The sequence below is a fragment of the uncultured Caulobacter sp. genome (assembly GCF_937900395.1).
Classification (GTDB): domain Bacteria; phylum Pseudomonadota; class Alphaproteobacteria; order Caulobacterales; family Caulobacteraceae; genus Caulobacter.
In genome coordinates this window covers 1-15,485 of the sequence record NZ_CALCDX010000140.1, presented here as the reverse complement: position 1 = coordinate 15,485, position 15,485 = coordinate 1, and the positions used below count along the sequence as shown (strand labels likewise).

Genomic DNA, 15,485 nt, shown 5'->3' with positions numbered 1-15,485 from the left:
CCCGGCCGCGGGCGACGTGCACGTACGCGTGCCGCCCGCGGGCCAGCGGCAGGCTCGCCTGCTGCCCCGTGCCGAGCAGCCCCGCGTGGACCGCCACGTCCGCGTGGATCGTCAGGCTGCCCGCGCGCCCGTCCTGCGACGCGACCAGCCGCAGCGCCCCCTCGCGCTCCTCGCGGGCGAACGTCTTCTGCTCGTAGCCCGGCCGGATCCCGCGCCGCTCCGGCAGGATCCAGATCTGCAGGAAGTGCACGGGGTCGGTCTGCGACGCGTTGAACTCGCTGTGCGACACCCCGGTGCCGGCGCTCATGCGCTGGACATCACCCGGGCGGATGACCGAGCCGGTGCAGATTCTCGAGATCCTGACCGAAACCCTGCGGCTGCGGCGGGATTCGGGGTCGCGGTGATGTCTTCCTGGCTCATGCGGATGGCTCTCCGGTAAGGCGGGCGGCCGTGCGTGACGGCCGGTTTCGGCAGCAAAGGACGCCCGCACGCGCCGCCGCAGGACGGCGATGGTGCCGCGCCCGCAATGCCGGTACCCGCCACACACGAATCCGGAAGTACCGCAACGATGCTGGGGAGGTAGAGCCCAACGGCCGCGACGGTGCCGAGGGCAACCTTGGTCAGGATTGTGTGCACGATGTCAACTCCTACTGAACCGGCGACCACGTCGCGGTTGCCTGCCAAACCGGGAAGCTGCTGGACGTCGGCCGCGAATCCGCGCATGTTCCACTGAACACGATGTCCTGTGCGATCCCGACGGCGAAGGCCGTCGCCAGTGCCAGCCGTGGCAGCATGCCCTCACCCCCGATCGCCACCGCGGTACCCCCGCGGCTCGATGCCGACGCTAATGACGCATCGGGTGGGCCAATAGGGACCTTCGGTCCCGATTTCGGCGATCCCCCGGATAGCGTGGAGGGATGACGGGGTGGCGATCGATGTTCGCCGCGGGGTTGGCGGCCGCGGCGGTCTCCGTCGCCCCGGCCGGCGCCGCTCCGGGCGGCATGCCCGGCGGCATGGGTGATATGGACTTCTAATCTAGAAGTTCAGCACACCGCTGAAACGGATGAGGGCGGGGCCGAAAGGCTCCGCCCTCTTTCTATCCACCGGCTATCCACCGAAATTCTCTCGATCTGGGAGAACGCACGCATCCAAGCGCGGCCTTCGGCGTTAGGATGCCGCCTTGCTGGCATGGAGGCTGTGATGTCATTCGTGCGTGAGTATCCCGCCCCGCGTCGCAAACGCGCCCCGCGGACTTCCCTGAGTATCGTTGTCTTGGGCCTGTCGGCCTGGTTGGTGCTGGGCTTGGTGAGCCAGGCGGCGTTTCAGCTGATCGGCTGATCGCGCTGAAGGCCCTTACAGTTTCAGCCGGAACGCCCTAAGTCCCAGGGCATGTTCCGCCAGCGTCCCGACGCCGATCTGATCGTTCAAGGCTGGGTCATCGGCGTGATGGTCGAGGTTCCGGGCGAGCGCGCGCCGGTGCGCCACTACTTCGCCGTCGGCAAGGCCGATCGGGCGCAGGCCGAATGGACCGCCACCGATCTGGCCCAGACCGAGGGCGCGATCGCGTCGAGCCCCGTGGACGGCCACGAGCCGGTCGAGGCGATGCACGAGATCGTCGCCTATCGGATGCGGGACCTGGGCCTGAAGACCGGCGAAGCGCGCCGCCTCGGCGACAAGTATCCGCGTCGCTGGCTGTTCTGACGGCCTGACGCTCTCCCCCCCGAGCCAAATAACTCGCCTTCCTGGGCCTTGTGCCCAGGACCCATGTCAGCGGCAGGCTGTGATGTTGAGGATAGCGGCGGCTGATGGGCCGAGGTCGCCGATCGCCCGAAGAGCGACGGAATGATGGGTTCTGGGCACAAGGCCCAGGAAGGCGGATTTAAGTGTTGTCTTCGAAGTTGCCCCCATTTCCCCTATTGGCGCGGCCGCGCCTTTCCGGTCATCCTTCGCGCCAAACGGGCGTTCGAACGCCGCGCTAGGGGAAGAGCATGACCAGGATGAGACTGGCCGCCATGGGTTTGGCGGCGATCTTGACGATGGGCGCGTCGGCCTGCGCCCAGACAGCGCCCGCGCCGACCACGCCAAACGACTACGCCAAATCCGACAGCTGGCTATGCCTGCCCGGCCGCCAGGACGCCTGCGCCTCGGACCAGACGACGACCATCGTCGAGGCCGACGGCAAGACCTCGGTCGAGACCTTCAAGGCCGCGGCGGCGCCGGCCTATGACTGCTTCTACGTCTATCCCACCGTCTCGACCGACCCGGGCGGCAACAGCGACATGGTCATCGACCCGGCCGAGAAGCGCGTCGTCGACCAGCAGCTGGCGCGTTTCGCCTCCAAGTGCCGGGTGTTCGCGCCGATGTATCGCCAGGTGACGCTCGCGGCCCTGCGCGCGGCGATGCTGGGCGGGCGCTCCCCCGGCGACGCCGAGCTGGCCTATGGCGACGTGCGCGACGCCTGGCGCTGGTATCTCGCCAACGAGAACAAGGGTCGCGGCGTCGTCCTGATCGGCCACAGCCAAGGCTCGCGCATCCTGCTGAACCTGCTGAAGAGCGAGATCGACGGCCAGCCGGCCCAGAAGCAGATGATCTCGGCGCTCGTGCTCGGCATGAACACCCCGGTCGACGCGGCGGGCAAGTACGGTTCGATCCCACTGTGCGCGAAGGCCGACCAGGCTGGCTGCATCGTCACCTACGTCTCGTTCCGCGCGACCAGCCCGCCGCCGGCCAACAGCCGCTTTGGCAAGACCGACGCCGAGGGCCATCGGTCAGGGTGCGTGAACCCGGCCGCCCTGCTGGCGGGCAAGGACTCGACTGAAGACACGCCGCTGCACGCCTATCTCAGCAGCAAGGGTTTCGGCGCCGTCGAGGGCCAGGCGCCCAAGCCGTTCGCCAAGGGGCTGACGGTGACGACGCCGTTCGTCTCGATGCCCGGCCTGCTCTCGGCCCGCTGCGTCAGCGACGGCGACTTCACCTATCTGTCGATCAAGATCAACGCCGACCCCGCCGACCCGCGCGCCGACGACATCGGTGGCGACATCGCGGTGGGGCCCGTTGTCTTGAAGGACTGGGGCCTGCACCTGATCGACGTGAACCTGGCGATGGGGGATCTGGTGGCGCTGGTCGACCGGCAGGCGGCGGCTTACGGGGTCAAATAAGATGCTCCCCCGTGATACGGGGGAGCTGTCGCCCCCGGGTCGCGCGAAGCGCGCGCCCGAGGATAAACTCAGCGACTAAGGGGGCAAGCGCCGTCCAGGCAGAGTTCGCCCCCTCCGACCCTCTGGGCCACCTCCCCCGCAACGCGAGGGAGGAACTATCTCGGACTTACTTCGGTCCCGTGACGGCCTTGAATACCGTGGTCCCCAGCAGCAGCAGGATCACGAAGCCGACCAGGAACAGGAAGAACAGGATCTTGGCGACGCCGGCCGCCGCGCCGGCCACGCCGGTGAAGCCCAGGGCGCCAGCGATGATGGCGACGATGGCGAGGATGATGGCCCATTTGAGCATGACGATTTCCCTCCGTGAGCGCCGATTTGGCGCGTTCGGAAAATCAACGCGGCTTCACCGCGCGCCGTTCCTTGTTTTCGCCGCCCGACGCCGGTAACCCAGACGCCATGGCCTCCAAGCCCGAAAGCCCGACCGAACCCTTCAAGCGCGCGCTGGCCCACGCGGCCCGTTCGCTCGCCGAGACGCCTGACCTGGAGGTCGTGTTCTCGGGCGATGGCCCGCAGCTGCTCGGCAACCGGGCCGTCCTGCCGCATCCGCCGCGCGATCTGTCGGGCAAGGAGGCCGCGCGCATCCGGGGCCTGGCCGACCAGATGGCGCTACGCCTGGCTCACCACGATCCGGTCGCCCACGCCCGCGCCCGTCCGGCTTCGCCCGACGGCCAGGCCGCCTTCGAGGCGATCGAGCAGGCGCGGCTGGAGGCGATCGGCGCCAACGCCCTGGGCGGCGTCCGCGCCAACCTGACCGCCGCCCTCGAAACGCGCCTTGAAAAGCAGGGCCTGACCCGCGCGGTCGCCACCGACACCCAGTCCGCCCCCATGGCCGAGATCCTGGGCCTCCTGGTCCGCGAGCGCCTGACCGGCGACGCCCCGCCGGACGGCGCCAAGGCCCTGGTCGACATCCTGCGCGCCGACATCGAGGCCCGGGCCGGCAAGGACCTCGACCGCCTCGCCGCCGCCATCGACGACCAGGCCGCCTTCGCCCGCGTCAGCCGCGACATTCTGCGCGACCTCGACCTGGGCGAAGAGATGGCCGACGCCACCGACAGCGCCGACGAGGACGACGGCGACGAGGACGACTCCCCGACCGAAGGCGACGACAACGAGCAGGGCGAGGGCGAAGGCGAACAGCCGGAAGGCTCCTCCCCGCAGGAGAGCGAGTCTTCGGACCGCGAGTCCGAGGCCGGCGACGAGGAGATGGTCCAGTCCGACCAGGACGGCGAGGTCGAGGAGACCGACGAGGCGCCCGACATGGGCGACGGCGCCAAGCCCGCGCGTCCCGATCCCGGCCAGGCCCAGGGCGGCGAGCCGCTCTACAAGATCTTCACGACCGAGTTCGACGAGATCGTCCAGGCCGAGGACCTGTGCGACGCCGAGGAGCTGACCCGGCTGCGGGCCTATCTCGACCAGCAGCTCTCGGCGCTCTCCAGCGTCGTCTCGCGCCTGGCCAACAAGCTGCAGCGCCGCCTCTTGGCCCAGCAGAACCGCGCCTGGACCTTCGATCTCGAGGAAGGGATGCTGGACGTCGCCCGCCTGACGCGGGTGATCATTGACCCGACCGCGCCGCTGTCCTTCAAACAGGAGGAGGACCAGGAGTTCCGCGACACGGTCGTGACCCTGCTGATCGACAATTCCGGCTCGATGCGGGGGCGGCCGATCATGGTGGCGGCGATCTGCGCCGACATCCTGGCCCGCACCCTGGAGCGCTGCGGGGTCAAGACCGAGGTGCTGGGCTTCACGACCCGCGCCTGGAAGGGCGGCTCCAGCCGCGACGCCTGGATCAAGGCCGGCAAGCCGGCCGCGCCGGGCCGCCTGAACGATCTGCGCCACATCGTCTACAAGGCCGCCGACGCCCCCTGGCGGCGCGCCCGCAAGAACCTCGGCCTGATGATGCGCGAAGGTCTCCTGAAGGAGAACATCGACGGCGAGGCCCTGATGTGGGCGCACCAGCGCCTGGTCGGCCGGCCCGAAGCTCGCCGCATTCTGATGGTGATCTCCGACGGCGCGCCGGTGGACGACAGCACCCTGAGCGTGAATTCGGGTCACTATCTGGAGCGCCACTTGCGCCAGGTCATTGCCGAGATCGAGGGCAAGAGCCCCGTCGAGCTGATCGCCATCGGCATCGGCCACGACGTCACGCGCTACTACCGCCGCGCCGTCACCATCGTCGACGTCGAGCAGCTGGGCGGTGTGCTGGTCGAGCAGCTGGCGGCCCTGTTCGAAGAAGAGCCGCGCCAGATCGCCCGGACGCGCGGCCTGCTCGCGCCGCTGCCCGTCGTCACGCCCCAGGCGGCCAAGCCGGCCAGGACGCCGGCGTGAGGGCTCGACTGGCGCTGAGCTTGGCCCTGGCCGGCGGCGTGCTCGCCGGCTGCGCCGAGCACGCCGCGCCGCCGCCCATCATTCCCGCCGCGCCGGTCAAGGCCGGCCCCGAGATCACCGTCGTCGCCACGCCCATTCCGATGGACGCGGCCGACCCCGCCAAGGTCACGGCGGAAGGCGGCTTCACCTATGCCGGCGGCCTGGTGCTGACCAGTTCCGACACCACGCGCCTGCATGGCCTGTCGGATCTGCGCATCGGCGCGGGCGACGTACTGACGGCGATCAGCGACGAGGGCGACGTCTTCGAGGCCAAGATCCAGCTGGACGCGGCCGGACGCCTGGCTGGCCTCACCGCCGGCAAGCTGTTCCCGCTGAAAGGCCTCGACGGCCAGCCGCTGCAGGGCAAGCGCAACGCCGACGCCGAGGGCCTGGCGGTCATGCCCAATGGCGACCGCCTGGTCAGCTTCGAGGGCGATCACCGCATCTGGCTGTACCCGGCGCAGGCCGACGGCGGCTGGGGAACGCCGCGCCTTGCCCCCAAGCCTTCCACGATCCTCCCGGATAACGAAGGCATGGAAGCCCTGTCGGCCTATCCGGCCGCCGGCCCCGACGCCTATCTGGTCGGCGGCGAGGAGGGCGAGGTGTGGCTGTGCCGCCTGTCGGCCGACTGCAAGTCGCTGCCGCCGCAGTCGGGACCGGACTTCACCTGGGGCCTGACCGCCTTCGCGCCCTTCCAGGGGACCGCCGTCGCCACCCTGCATCGGGGCTATGACCCGATCCGCGGCTGGCGATCGATCGTCCGCTTCATCTCGGACCCGACCCTGCCGGCCGCGCGCCAACGCACCGCCGCCTCGCTGCACATCGACGGCGCCATGCCGCGCGACAATTTCGAGGGCTTGGCTCTCTCGTCCTCTCCGTCGGGCGCGATCCGGATCTATGTGATCTCGGATGACGGCGCGGTCAGCGCCAGGCAGCGCACCCTGCTGCTGGCCTTCGACTGGACGCCGCCCCCGCCACCGCCGCCCGCCCCAGCCAAGCCGCCGAGGAAGCCTGGTCGCAAGCGGTAGCTCTTCGCAGCGCACACCTTAACGAGAATTAGCCAAGTCACTGAATTCGTTTCGTTGGCAACGATATGGTACCGCTAACATTTTTTCGGCGAATCGGTGTTTTCGCACTTGCAGCGGACAACGTTGTCAGTCATTCCTAGCTTGACGGTCGATGAGGCGAGAACCCACGGGCCGTCAGAGGAACGCGCCGGGAGGCGGTTGAACCCAACCTCCTTTCCGGGACTATCAACATGATCCGTCTGCTCATTATCGCCGTCAGCGCCCTGATGGCCACCACCGCCGCCACCTCGGCCAGCGCCGGCGAAATCACCGTCAAGGTGCGCGGCCGTCCGACCGCCGAGGTCCACGCCGAAATCATCCAGGCCGCCAAGCAGCTGTGCCAGGAAGACCTCGCCGGCAACCCCGCCGCCAGCGATCTGGCCCCTTACTGCGTCCGCGAGATCACCCGCGACGCCGTGGTTCGCACCAACAGCCCTGAGCTGGCCGCTTTCAACAAGGCTCAGGGCCGCTCGGTCTACGCGATGCGCGTCGCCATCCGCTAAGACGATCAAGGACCCGCGGGAGGACGTGCTCGCGGGTCCGCTCCACGCTCGAAGACAGGCTTGCGACGGGCCCGACCCAATTTAGGGTGCATCGCAACATTATCGTTGATCACCCAACAGAACGTCGCTATATCGGCACGGACGGATCCAACGAGCGGAAGACCTCGGCGACCGTCAGAGGAACGCGTCTGGAGGTGGTTGCGCACAACCCCCTTTCGGAACATCGACATGATCCGCTCCATCGTTCTGGCCGCTACGGTCATCGCTCTGGCCGCCGCCGCTCCGGCCTCGGCCGCCGAAATGCGCGTGAAGGTCGCCGGCAAGTCGGCCGCCGAAGTCCGCGCTGAAATCGTCAAGGCGGCCTCGACCGTCTGCTGGCAGGACATCCGCGGCGAAGCCCTCGCCGGCTACATGTACCCGGCCTGCATCCGCGCCTCGGTCAACGACGCCGTCGCGAAGATCAACAACCCGGCTCTCAGCGCCTACAACACGGCCAACCCGGCCTCGGGCGCGGTTGTCTCGCGCTAAGGCGCCACAAGCTTAGTACCGCGTACCAGTACAGCGTTCCGAGTACCCGCGTAACAGTACCAAGCGTCACAAACCCGCCGCGGCCCAAGCCGCGGCGGGTTTTGTTTTGGGGGAGGGCCCCGCGGCTCCCGGCTCTTAAAAAATGGGCGCGCCTCGCCGCGAAAGCCCGTTGACGCCGTCAGACGGCATGCTGCTGTCCCGACAAGGTCTGGTTGAGTCGGGATGAGCGAACCCTCCATCTTCTTTTCAGAGGTCAATAAGCGCCAAGGCGTCTTCCACCGGCGCACGTTCCTGCTTGGCGGCCTGACGGGCGCCGGCTTGCTGGCTCTGGGCGGTCGACTGGCGCAGCTGCAGCTGATCGAAGCCCGGCGCTACCAGAAGCTCTCGGCCGGCAATCAGTTCAACTACCGCCTGGCGCCGCCGCCGCGCGGCCTGATTCTGGACCGGAACGGCGTTTCGCTCGCATCCAACCGGCCAAACTTCCGGTTGCTGGTCACCAATGACAAGGACCAGGACGCGGATGCGCTCATCAAAGACTTGCAGAAGCTGGCACCGATCGACGAGGCCCGTCGCGCCCGCGTGCTGAAGGAGCTGGCCCGCGCTCCCAGGAAGGCGCCGGTCGTGGTGATGGAGGATCTCTCCTGGGAGGAGTTCTCGCGCATCAACATCCGCGCCCCGGAGTTGCCCAACGTTACCGCCGACATGGGAGAGGTGCGGGTCTATCCGTTCGGCGGCGCCTTCGCCCACGTGATCGGCTACGTCGCCAAGGCTTCCGACCGCGATCTGAAAGCCGCCGAGGGCGACAATACGCAGGACCAGAACCTGTTGCACAATCCTGGCTTCCGGATCGGCAAGCAGGGCGTGGAGAAGGCCTTCGACCGAGAGCTGCGCGGCTTAGCCGGGGCCACCAAGGCCGAGGTCGATGCGCAAGGACGGGTCGTGCGGCTGGATCCCGAGGGCGACATCCCCGCGACGCCCGGCAAGGAAATCCGTCTCACCCTGGACGCCGACATCCAGAACCGCGCGCTGGAGGTGATGGGCGAGGAAAGCGGCGCGATCGTCATGGTCGACTGCCAGACGGGCGACCTGCTGTGCATGGCCTCCGCCCCCAGTTTCGACGCCAACCGTCTGGTCAAGGGACTCTCGGGACCAGAGTACAAGGCTCTGGCCTCGTATGAGCGCAAGCCTCTGCTGGACAAGACCATGACCGGCGTCTACCCGCCGGGCTCAACGTTCAAACCAACCGTGGCGCTGGCGGCGTTGAGCGCGGGCGTCGATCCGAGCGAGCGCGTCGTCTGCACGGGGGGCTGGGCCTTCGGCGGGCGCATCTGGCACTGCCACAAGAAGGGCGGCCACGGCGTGCAGAACATGCACGACGCCATCAAGAACTCCTGCGACGTCTATTTCTATCAGACCGCCCTGCGGATCGGCCCCGATCCGATCCACTTCACGGCGACGGCGCTAGGCTTCGGCCAGACCTTCGACCTCGGGATTCCGGGGCAGCGCAAGGGCCTAGTCGGCTCCCGCGACTGGAAGAAGAAGACCTTCAAGCGCGACCCGATCTGGCATCCCGGCGACTCGGTGCCCTACGGGATCGGCCAGGGCTATATCAACGTCAACGCCCTGCAGTTGGCGGTGATGTGCGCGCGGCTGGCCAATGGCAAACAGGCGCTGAACCCGCGCCTCGTTAAGTCGATCGGCGGCGTCGACCAGCCGCACGGCGACGCCGTGGCCGACCTTCCCTTCCCCGCCGAGCATCTGGCCATCGTGCGCGCCGGCATGGCCGCCGTAGCCAACGACCCAACCGGCGGCGCCTATGCGCAGAGCCAGTTGGGGCTGGGCGATGTGCTGATGGCGGGCAAGACAGGCACCGCCCAGGTGCGGCAGTATTCGCAGACCGGGTCGCGCAGCAATCAGGGCGTGCCCTGGCGGCTGAAGGACCACAACCTGTTCATCGCCTTCGCGCCCTATGACAACCCGCGCTACGCGATGTCGGTGCTGGTCGAGCATGGCGGCCTGTTCGGCTCCAGCGCGGCGGCGCCGCGGGCCCGCGAGGTCATGCGCGTGGCGCTGTTGAAGGATCCCGAGATCCGCGCCCGTATCGAACGCCCGATGCCGCTTCCTGCGACCGAGCTCGAGCCAGCCGACGCGGCGGATGCGCCGACGCCAGCCCCGACGGAAAGCGCCGCGTTGGCAGGCTAGCCGCCCACAACGAAAAACCCGCCGAGCTTGCGCTCGGCGGGTCTTCGAATTCTTCAGCCTTTGAAGGGCCGATCAGCCTTAGGCAGCCTGAGCGGCGGCCTTGGCCTTGGCCTTCACCTGGGCCTTGATCTTCAGGGCGCGCGGCGACAGCTGCTCGTCCTTGGCGCCCAGCAGGAACACGTCCAGGCCGCCCTTGAAGTCCAGGGTGCGCAGGGCCGCGTTGCTGATGCGCAGCTTGAAGCTCTGGCCCAGCGACTCCGACTGGAGCGTGGCGGGCGACAGGGCCGGCAGGAAGCGGCGCTTGGTCTTGATGTTCGAGTGGCTCACATTGTGGCCGACCATCGGACCGATACCGGTAAGTTCGCAACGGCGCGACATGGTGGTTACCTTGGCTTGGGCGAAGCCCCGCTCTCTTGAGAAGAGCCTGGCCCGCTAAGATATGAATTCGGGCACGCGATCCGGACGAGCTGGCCGCGCGAGAGCGGGCGATATAGGCGAAGGCCGCCCCTTGAGTCAAGGCTGGTCTGGCCTTCCTCTTCGCGCCCGCGAAGGAACCCGCCGCCCCCAAGGGCCGCTCTATGATCGCCTTCAAGCACGGTTCATCTGGCTCTCTATATATGGGGCCGCATGAAGGAGACCCGTCGTATGCGTTCGACCGCCCTCGCCGCTTCCGTTCTCGCCCTGGCGGCCGCCCTGCCGCTGGCCGCGTCCAGCCAGGCCCGCCAAGCCTCCGCCCCGGCGCCGAAGACGATTCTCCCCGGGCACTGGGAGTACGACTACCGGGTCGGCCCGATCCCAGCTGGCAGCGAGAGCAAGTGCCTGAAGCCCGCCGACGTCGAGCAGTTCTCCCGCGGGATCTGCACCCGCAAGTACCGCTGCGACTACACGACCAACGTCGTCTCCAACGGCAAGATCAAGCTGAAGGGCACCTGGACCGACAAGAAGGACCGCGTGGCCCCCGTCACCGCCGACGGCTCGTACACGCCCGAGAGCTTCACCCTGAACATTCACATGAAGACCATCAACGGCATTCCGCTGGCCGGGGTGATGACCGCCAAGCGCGTCTCGGCCGAATGCCCGGCCGAACAAGCGGCGAAGTAGCCGCCAAGGCAAAGCTTCCGTTTGTGGTTAACGCGAATTGAGATACAATAGATTGTAGGGAACAAACACTGAATCGGTGAACGTCGCCGATTCGGTCATGATTCGTTTCGCCCCTGTTCGTCGAAGGGTTAGCCGGCGTTAAGGGTCCCTGTGGCGAGCCCCCTCCCCCAACGCACCCGCCTTCGCCAGGCCTTGCGCCTAGGGCCCGGCGTTCAGCCCGCAATAAGGTATGATGGGCGCACGCCCACACGAACGGATCATCGGTCCATAGGCTGAACTAAGCCGCGCCATGGGTCCTCGCCACAAGGGCGAGGAAGGCGGTGACCTTAGGAACGTATGAGCCTCACCCGCCCCGCGGCGGCGCCACCGAGAACTCCAGGTCGAACAGCGTCGGCGCCTGGTCGGTCTTGGCCTTCTCCAGCGTCAGCAGCCGGGCCTTGGTCACCGAACCGCCAGGGGCCGAAAAGCCGCCCATGCCTCCGGACGCCGCCAACACCCGGTGGCAGGGCACGACGATCGGCCAGGGGTTCTCGCCCAGAGCCTTGCCCACGGCCCGCGCGGCGCCCGGCTCGCCCATGGCCTTGGCGACCTCGCCGTAGGTCGAGGTCTCGCCCGGCGCGATGGCTCGGGCGATCTCGTAGACCCGCAGGTTGAAGGCGGACTGGCCCTGCAGGTCCAGCGGCACGTCGGTCAGGTCGTCGCGACCGCCCGACAACAGATCGCGGATGCGCTCGATCACCGCCTCGACCTCGGGCGGGGGATCGGATTCCACCGCCTCCGGGAAGCGCCGCCGCAGCCGTGACCAGGCCGCGCCGGGCGTGCTCTCGGGCAACTGCAAGCCGATCAGGCCGCTAGGCCCCCAAGCGAGGCCGCAGCGCCCGATACTGGTGTCGAAAAGGGCGAAACCCTGGGTCGGCATGTGGAAAAAATAGCAGGCCTGTTGCCGCTGGCGAAGAACCGCCCTTACGATTTCCGAAACTTGCCGCCGGAGATCGCCCTTGCGCCGCCTCGCTCTCGCCGCCCTGCTCGCTTTCACGTCGCTTTCGACGGCGGGAGCCGGCGACATCCTGATCCATGGCGGCCCGATCCATACCGGCGTCGACGCCGCGCCGACCGCCCAGGCGGTGCTGATCCGCGACGACAGGATCCTGTTCGTGGGCGACCTCGCCGCCGCCAAGGCCAAGGCGGCGAAAGGCGCTCGAGACATCGACCTGAAGGGGGCGGCCGCCTATCCGGGCTTCGTCGACGCCCACGCTCACCTGACCGGCATCGGCCTGCGCGAACTGACGCTCAATCTCGACCAGGTGAAGTCGGTGGCCGAACTGGTCGCCGCCGTGAAGGCCTACGCCGCCGCCCACCCCGAGGGCGCGATTTACGGACGCGGCTGGATCGAGACCCACTGGCCCGAGAAGCGCTTCCCCAACAAGGCCGATCTCGACGCCGCCGCGCCGGGACGGATCGTGGTGCTGGGCCGCTCGGACGGCCACGCCAGCGTCGCCTCCACCGCCGCCCTCGCCAAGGCCGGGATCAACGCCGCGACGCCTGCCCCGGCCGGCGGCCAGATCCTGAAAGGTCCTGACGGCCAGCCCAACGGCATGCTGATCGACCACGCCCAGAGCCTGGTGAAGGATGTGATCCCGCCGCCGAGCCTGACCTTGAAGCGCGAGGCGCTGGAGAAGGCCGGTCAGCTCTATGCCTCGCGCGGCTGGACCGGGCTGGCCAACATGAGCGTGGAGACCGAGGACCACGCCTTGCTCACCGCCTTGGCCGGAGAAGGGCGCTTCGGCTTGCGGGTGGACAACTACATGGACCCGAGCGCGGCGGGGCTCGTCTTGAGCTTTGGCCCGTTCGAGGACAAGACCGGCCTGATCCGCGTACGCGGGATCAAGCTCTACATGGACGGCGCCCTGGGCTCGCGCGGCGCGGCCTTGCTCGAACCCTATAGCGACGCCGAGGGCCTTGGCCTGCAGCTGACCCCGCGCGACAAGGGCTTGTCGCTGATGAAGAAGGCCAAGGCCGTGAACGCCCAGGTCGCCATGCACGCCATCGGCGACCGCGGCAACCGCATGACCCTGGACTGGTTCGAGGAGGCGCTGGCTGGCGACACCCAGGCCCGCTGGCGTATCGAGCACGCCCAGATCGTCGCCGACACCGACCTGCCGCGTTTCGCCAAGCTGGGCGTCATCGCCTCGATGCAGCCCAGCCACGCGATCGGCGACCTCTATTTCGCGCCGGCGCGCCTGGGTAAGGACCGCCTGCACGAGGGCTATCGCTGGAAGGACTTCCTGAACGCTGGCGTGGTGGTGGCGGCGGGCTCGGACGCCCCCGTCGAGGTGGGCGATCCGCGCATCGAATTCTACGCCGCCGTTTACCGTCATTCGCTGGACGGTTTCGCCAACGCCGACTGGCATCTGGAGGAGGCCGTCACCCGCGCCGAGGCGCTGCGGATGCTGACCCTGGCGCCGGCCTACGCGGCCTTCCGCGAGAAGGACCTCGGAACGCTGGAAGCCGGGAAAAAAGCCGACCTGACGGCCTTCGACCAGGACCTGATGACCATCGAGCCCAAGGCGATCCTGACGGCCCAGCCGGTGCTGACCATCGTGGACGGAAAGGTGGCGTTCGCGCGCTGAACCGCTTCATCCACAGGCGCGGAGAAAAGGTTCACATCCGACGTGGGAATTAAGGATCCCCGGTTACGCGCTGGAAACCAGAGTTTTCCAAAAAGTGCGGACCGATGTGAGCCAACCCTAGGGTTTAGAAATGGACCTTACCGAAGAAGCGCACGCGCACGCCCGGATCTATGACGAGCTCGTCGACGCCGTCGCCGACAAGCGCCAGGTCGACGCCGCCAAGCTGCGCGCCGACCGCCAATGCAACACCGGCCAATGGCTGCATGGCCCGCTCCAGCAGCGCTGGGCCGGCAACCACACCTATCTGAACTGCGTGGAAGCCCACCGCGAGTTCCACCACGCCGCCCACGAGGTGGCCGAGCTGATCAATCGGGGCGAATACGCCGAGGCCAATCGCCGACTGCGCAACGGCAATCGCCTGTCGATGGCCACGTCGGGCCTGAACACCGCCTTCCGCCGCCTGCGCGTGGCGCTGGACACGGTCACGGCCTAGGTCGACGTCGGGTCGCCTAGAGCCTGTCCGTTTCTGATGGAGACATCAGAAACGGACAGGCTCTATCTCTATAACTTAGAGCGTGGCGGGCGCCGAAACCGCTCACACTTTCGGCTGCCACGCTCTATGCCTCCTCGGGAAACCGCGCGTGCCGAGGCAGCGACCCGATCGTCTCCCACCAGGCGGGCGCGTCGGCGACCTGGATCACCTCCGTCGGCGGCAGCGCATTGGGATCATCGAGCGTCCCGGTGCTGACATCGACCTCGCCTGGAAACAGCGACGCGCTGCGATAGAACAATCCCGTCCCGCAGCGCGGGCAGAAGACGCGCTCGATGTCCCCGGAGGAGTTGTAGCTGATGGTCTGGCCGGTGATGGCCAGGGCGCTTTCGGGCGTCGCCGTCCATCCGACCATCGGCGCGCCGGCGCTACGCCGGCAGTCCACGCAGCAGCATAGCGAATGACGGCGCGGCGGCGCGGCGATCACGTAACGCACCGCGCCGCAATGGCAGCCTCCCGTCAGCGGCGTGAAGGCTTTCAGGTCCGATGCGCTCATGACGTCCTCCATCGGCGGAAACCGTAACGCCAACGGCCGCCCGCCGCCACGCTTGCCCCGGCGCGAATCCCGCCCCACTTTCGGGTCATGAGCGACCGTTCAACCGGCCTGGCCCCTTCGAAGCTGACCGCGGTCCTGGGGCCCACCAACACCGGCAAGACGCACCTGGCCGTCGAGCGGATGCTGGGCCACGCCTCCGGCATGATCGGCCTGCCGCTGCGCCTTTTGGCCCGCGAGATCTACGACCGCGTGGTCAAGCTGCGCGGCAAGGCCAGCGTCGCCCTGATCACCGGCGAGGAGAAGATCGTCCCCGCCCGCGCGGCCTATTTCGTCTGCACGGTCGAGGCCATGCCGCTGGCGCGCGAGGTCGAGTTCCTGGCCGTCGACGAGATCCAGCTGTGCGCCGATCCCGAGCGCGGCCACATCTTCACACACCGCCTGCTGCACGCGCGGGGCAAGTTCGAGACCATGTTCCTGGGCGCCGGGACCATGGCCCCGCTGGTCCGCCGCCTGCTGCCAGACGCCGAGATCGTCAGCCGCGAGCGGTTCTCCAACCTCTCCTACGCCGGTTCCAAGAAGCTGACCCGCCTGCCCCGGCGGACGGCGATCGTCGCCTTCTCCACCGACGCGGTCTATGCGATCGCCGAGCTGATCCGTCGCCAGAGGGGCGGGGCGGCCGTGGTCATGGGCTCGCTCTCGCCCCGCACCCGCAACGCCCAGGTGGCGCTCTACCAGTCCGGCGAGGTCGATTTCCTGGTCGCCACCGACGCGATCGGCATGGGCCTGAACATGGACGTCGACCACGTGGCCTTCGCGGGCCTGCGCA

General features: G+C 68.2%; 16 protein-coding genes. 11 read left to right on the top strand and 5 right to left on the bottom strand.

All coding sequences use genetic code 11. The annotated features are described in order from the left end of the window. Window positions 1–307: pirin family protein (locus Q0379_RS11475; protein ID WP_299008580.1), on the bottom strand; the 307-nt coding region annotated here is incomplete at its 3' end. A gap of 1,082 nt (window positions 308–1,389) precedes the next feature. On the opposite strand from Q0379_RS11475, the gene Q0379_RS11470 reads away from it, so the two are divergent. Together Q0379_RS11470 and Q0379_RS11465 are read left to right on the top strand one after the other, a co-directional pair. Beyond that, window positions 1,390–1,701: a hypothetical protein gene (locus Q0379_RS11470; RefSeq protein ID WP_066684697.1), complete on the top strand. Its 312-nt coding sequence runs from the start codon at window positions 1,390–1,392 to the stop codon at window positions 1,699–1,701. Between the two features lie 296 nt (window positions 1,702–1,997). Next, window positions 1,998–3,158, top strand: coding sequence for a DUF3089 domain-containing protein (locus Q0379_RS11465; protein WP_299008583.1), 1,161 nt, complete (start codon window positions 1,998–2,000; stop codon window positions 3,156–3,158). A gap of 166 nt (window positions 3,159–3,324) precedes the next feature. Here Q0379_RS11465 and Q0379_RS11460 read toward each other — a convergent pair whose 3' ends face one another. After that, entirely contained in the window at window positions 3,325–3,507 is a 183-nt protein-coding gene (locus Q0379_RS11460) for a DUF1328 family protein (protein ID WP_299008575.1), read from the bottom strand. 107 nt (window positions 3,508–3,614) lie between these two features. Between Q0379_RS11460 and cobT the strand changes: the two genes are divergently transcribed. The 5 genes from cobT (at window position 3,615) to mrdA (ending at window position 9,882) form a co-directional block, all read left to right on the top strand. Continuing rightward, window positions 3,615–5,543, top strand: a complete 1,929-nt coding sequence (gene cobT / locus Q0379_RS11455; protein WP_299008572.1) for a cobaltochelatase subunit CobT — start codon at window positions 3,615–3,617, stop codon at window positions 5,541–5,543. Continuing rightward, window positions 5,540–6,610 carry an esterase-like activity of phytase family protein gene (locus tag Q0379_RS11450; RefSeq protein WP_299008569.1) on the top strand — a complete coding sequence of 357 codons (1,071 nt, stop codon included), beginning with the start codon at window positions 5,540–5,542 and terminating at the stop codon, window positions 6,608–6,610. Before cobT ends, Q0379_RS11450 begins: the two co-directional genes overlap by 4 nt. Window positions 6,611–6,840: 230 nt before the next feature. After that, on the top strand, window positions 6,841–7,152 hold the full coding sequence (locus Q0379_RS11445) for a hypothetical protein (RefSeq protein ID WP_066684718.1): 312 nt from the start codon (window positions 6,841–6,843) through the stop codon (window positions 7,150–7,152). Between the two features lie 228 nt (window positions 7,153–7,380). Further along, a complete protein-coding gene (locus Q0379_RS11440; RefSeq protein WP_299008562.1) occupies window positions 7,381–7,680 on the top strand; it encodes a hypothetical protein in 300 nt (99 codons plus the stop codon). A 222-nt stretch (window positions 7,681–7,902) separates the two neighbouring features. After that, window positions 7,903–9,882, top strand: a complete 1,980-nt coding sequence (gene mrdA, locus Q0379_RS11435; protein WP_299008559.1) for a penicillin-binding protein 2 — start codon at window positions 7,903–7,905, stop codon at window positions 9,880–9,882. Between the two features lie 78 nt (window positions 9,883–9,960). On the opposite strand, the gene rpmB is transcribed toward mrdA, so the two are convergent. Then, a complete protein-coding gene (gene rpmB / locus Q0379_RS11430; RefSeq protein ID WP_066684724.1) occupies window positions 9,961–10,260 on the bottom strand; it encodes a 50S ribosomal protein L28 in 300 nt (99 codons plus the stop codon). 267 nt (window positions 10,261–10,527) lie between these two features. Between rpmB and Q0379_RS11425 the strand changes: the two genes are divergently transcribed. Beyond that, entirely contained in the window at window positions 10,528–10,983 is a 456-nt protein-coding gene (locus Q0379_RS11425; protein ID WP_299008551.1) for a DUF3617 family protein, read from the top strand. Between the two features lie 343 nt (window positions 10,984–11,326). On the opposite strand, the gene Q0379_RS11420 is transcribed toward Q0379_RS11425, so the two are convergent. Next, the gene (locus Q0379_RS11420; protein ID WP_299008549.1) at window positions 11,327–11,902 is read right to left on the bottom strand and encodes a methylated-DNA--[protein]-cysteine S-methyltransferase; all 576 of its coding nucleotides are present in this window, start codon (window positions 11,900–11,902) and stop codon (window positions 11,327–11,329) included. Between the two features lie 79 nt (window positions 11,903–11,981). On the opposite strand from Q0379_RS11420, the gene Q0379_RS11415 reads away from it, so the two are divergent. Next, complete coding sequence (locus tag Q0379_RS11415; protein ID WP_299008546.1) at window positions 11,982–13,613, top strand: amidohydrolase; 1,632 nt, start codon at window positions 11,982–11,984, stop codon at window positions 13,611–13,613. Window positions 13,614–13,743: 130 nt separating this feature from the next. Then, window positions 13,744–14,106: a CZB domain-containing protein gene (locus Q0379_RS11410; RefSeq protein ID WP_299008543.1), complete on the top strand. Its 363-nt coding sequence runs from the start codon at window positions 13,744–13,746 to the stop codon at window positions 14,104–14,106. A 124-nt stretch (window positions 14,107–14,230) separates the two neighbouring features. Here the strand turns inward: Q0379_RS11410 and Q0379_RS11405 are convergent, their stop codons facing one another. Continuing rightward, window positions 14,231–14,659: a GFA family protein gene (locus tag Q0379_RS11405; RefSeq protein ID WP_299008538.1), complete on the bottom strand. Its 429-nt coding sequence runs from the start codon at window positions 14,657–14,659 to the stop codon at window positions 14,231–14,233. Between the two features lie 87 nt (window positions 14,660–14,746). On the opposite strand from Q0379_RS11405, the gene Q0379_RS11400 reads away from it, so the two are divergent. Beyond that, on the top strand, window positions 14,747–15,485 hold a 739-nt coding region (locus tag Q0379_RS11400; protein ID WP_299008535.1), incomplete at its 3' end, for a helicase-related protein.

Coding starts and splice junctions, on each gene's coding strand:
- Q0379_RS11470 (WP_066684697.1), top strand. CDS start 1,390: ATGTTCCGCCAGCGTCCCGACGCCGATCTGATCGTTCAAGGCTGGGTC.
- cobT (WP_299008572.1), top strand. CDS start 3,615: ATGGCCTCCAAGCCCGAAAGCCCGACCGAACCCTTCAAGCGCGCGCTG.
- Q0379_RS11460 (WP_299008575.1), bottom strand. CDS start 3,507: ATGCTCAAATGGGCCATCATCCTCGCCATCGTCGCCATCATCGCTGGC.
- Q0379_RS11445 (WP_066684718.1), top strand. CDS start 6,841: ATGATCCGTCTGCTCATTATCGCCGTCAGCGCCCTGATGGCCACCACC.
- Q0379_RS11410 (WP_299008543.1), top strand. CDS start 13,744: ATGGACCTTACCGAAGAAGCGCACGCGCACGCCCGGATCTATGACGAG.
- Q0379_RS11405 (WP_299008538.1), bottom strand. CDS start 14,659: ATGAGCGCATCGGACCTGAAAGCCTTCACGCCGCTGACGGGAGGCTGC.
- mrdA (WP_299008559.1), top strand. CDS start 7,903: ATGAGCGAACCCTCCATCTTCTTTTCAGAGGTCAATAAGCGCCAAGGC.
- Q0379_RS11465 (WP_299008583.1), top strand. CDS start 1,998: ATGAGACTGGCCGCCATGGGTTTGGCGGCGATCTTGACGATGGGCGCG.
- Q0379_RS11440 (WP_299008562.1), top strand. CDS start 7,381: ATGATCCGCTCCATCGTTCTGGCCGCTACGGTCATCGCTCTGGCCGCC.
- rpmB (WP_066684724.1), bottom strand. CDS start 10,260: ATGTCGCGCCGTTGCGAACTTACCGGTATCGGTCCGATGGTCGGCCAC.
- Q0379_RS11420 (WP_299008549.1), bottom strand. CDS start 11,902: ATGCCGACCCAGGGTTTCGCCCTTTTCGACACCAGTATCGGGCGCTGC.
- Q0379_RS11425 (WP_299008551.1), top strand. CDS start 10,528: ATGCGTTCGACCGCCCTCGCCGCTTCCGTTCTCGCCCTGGCGGCCGCC.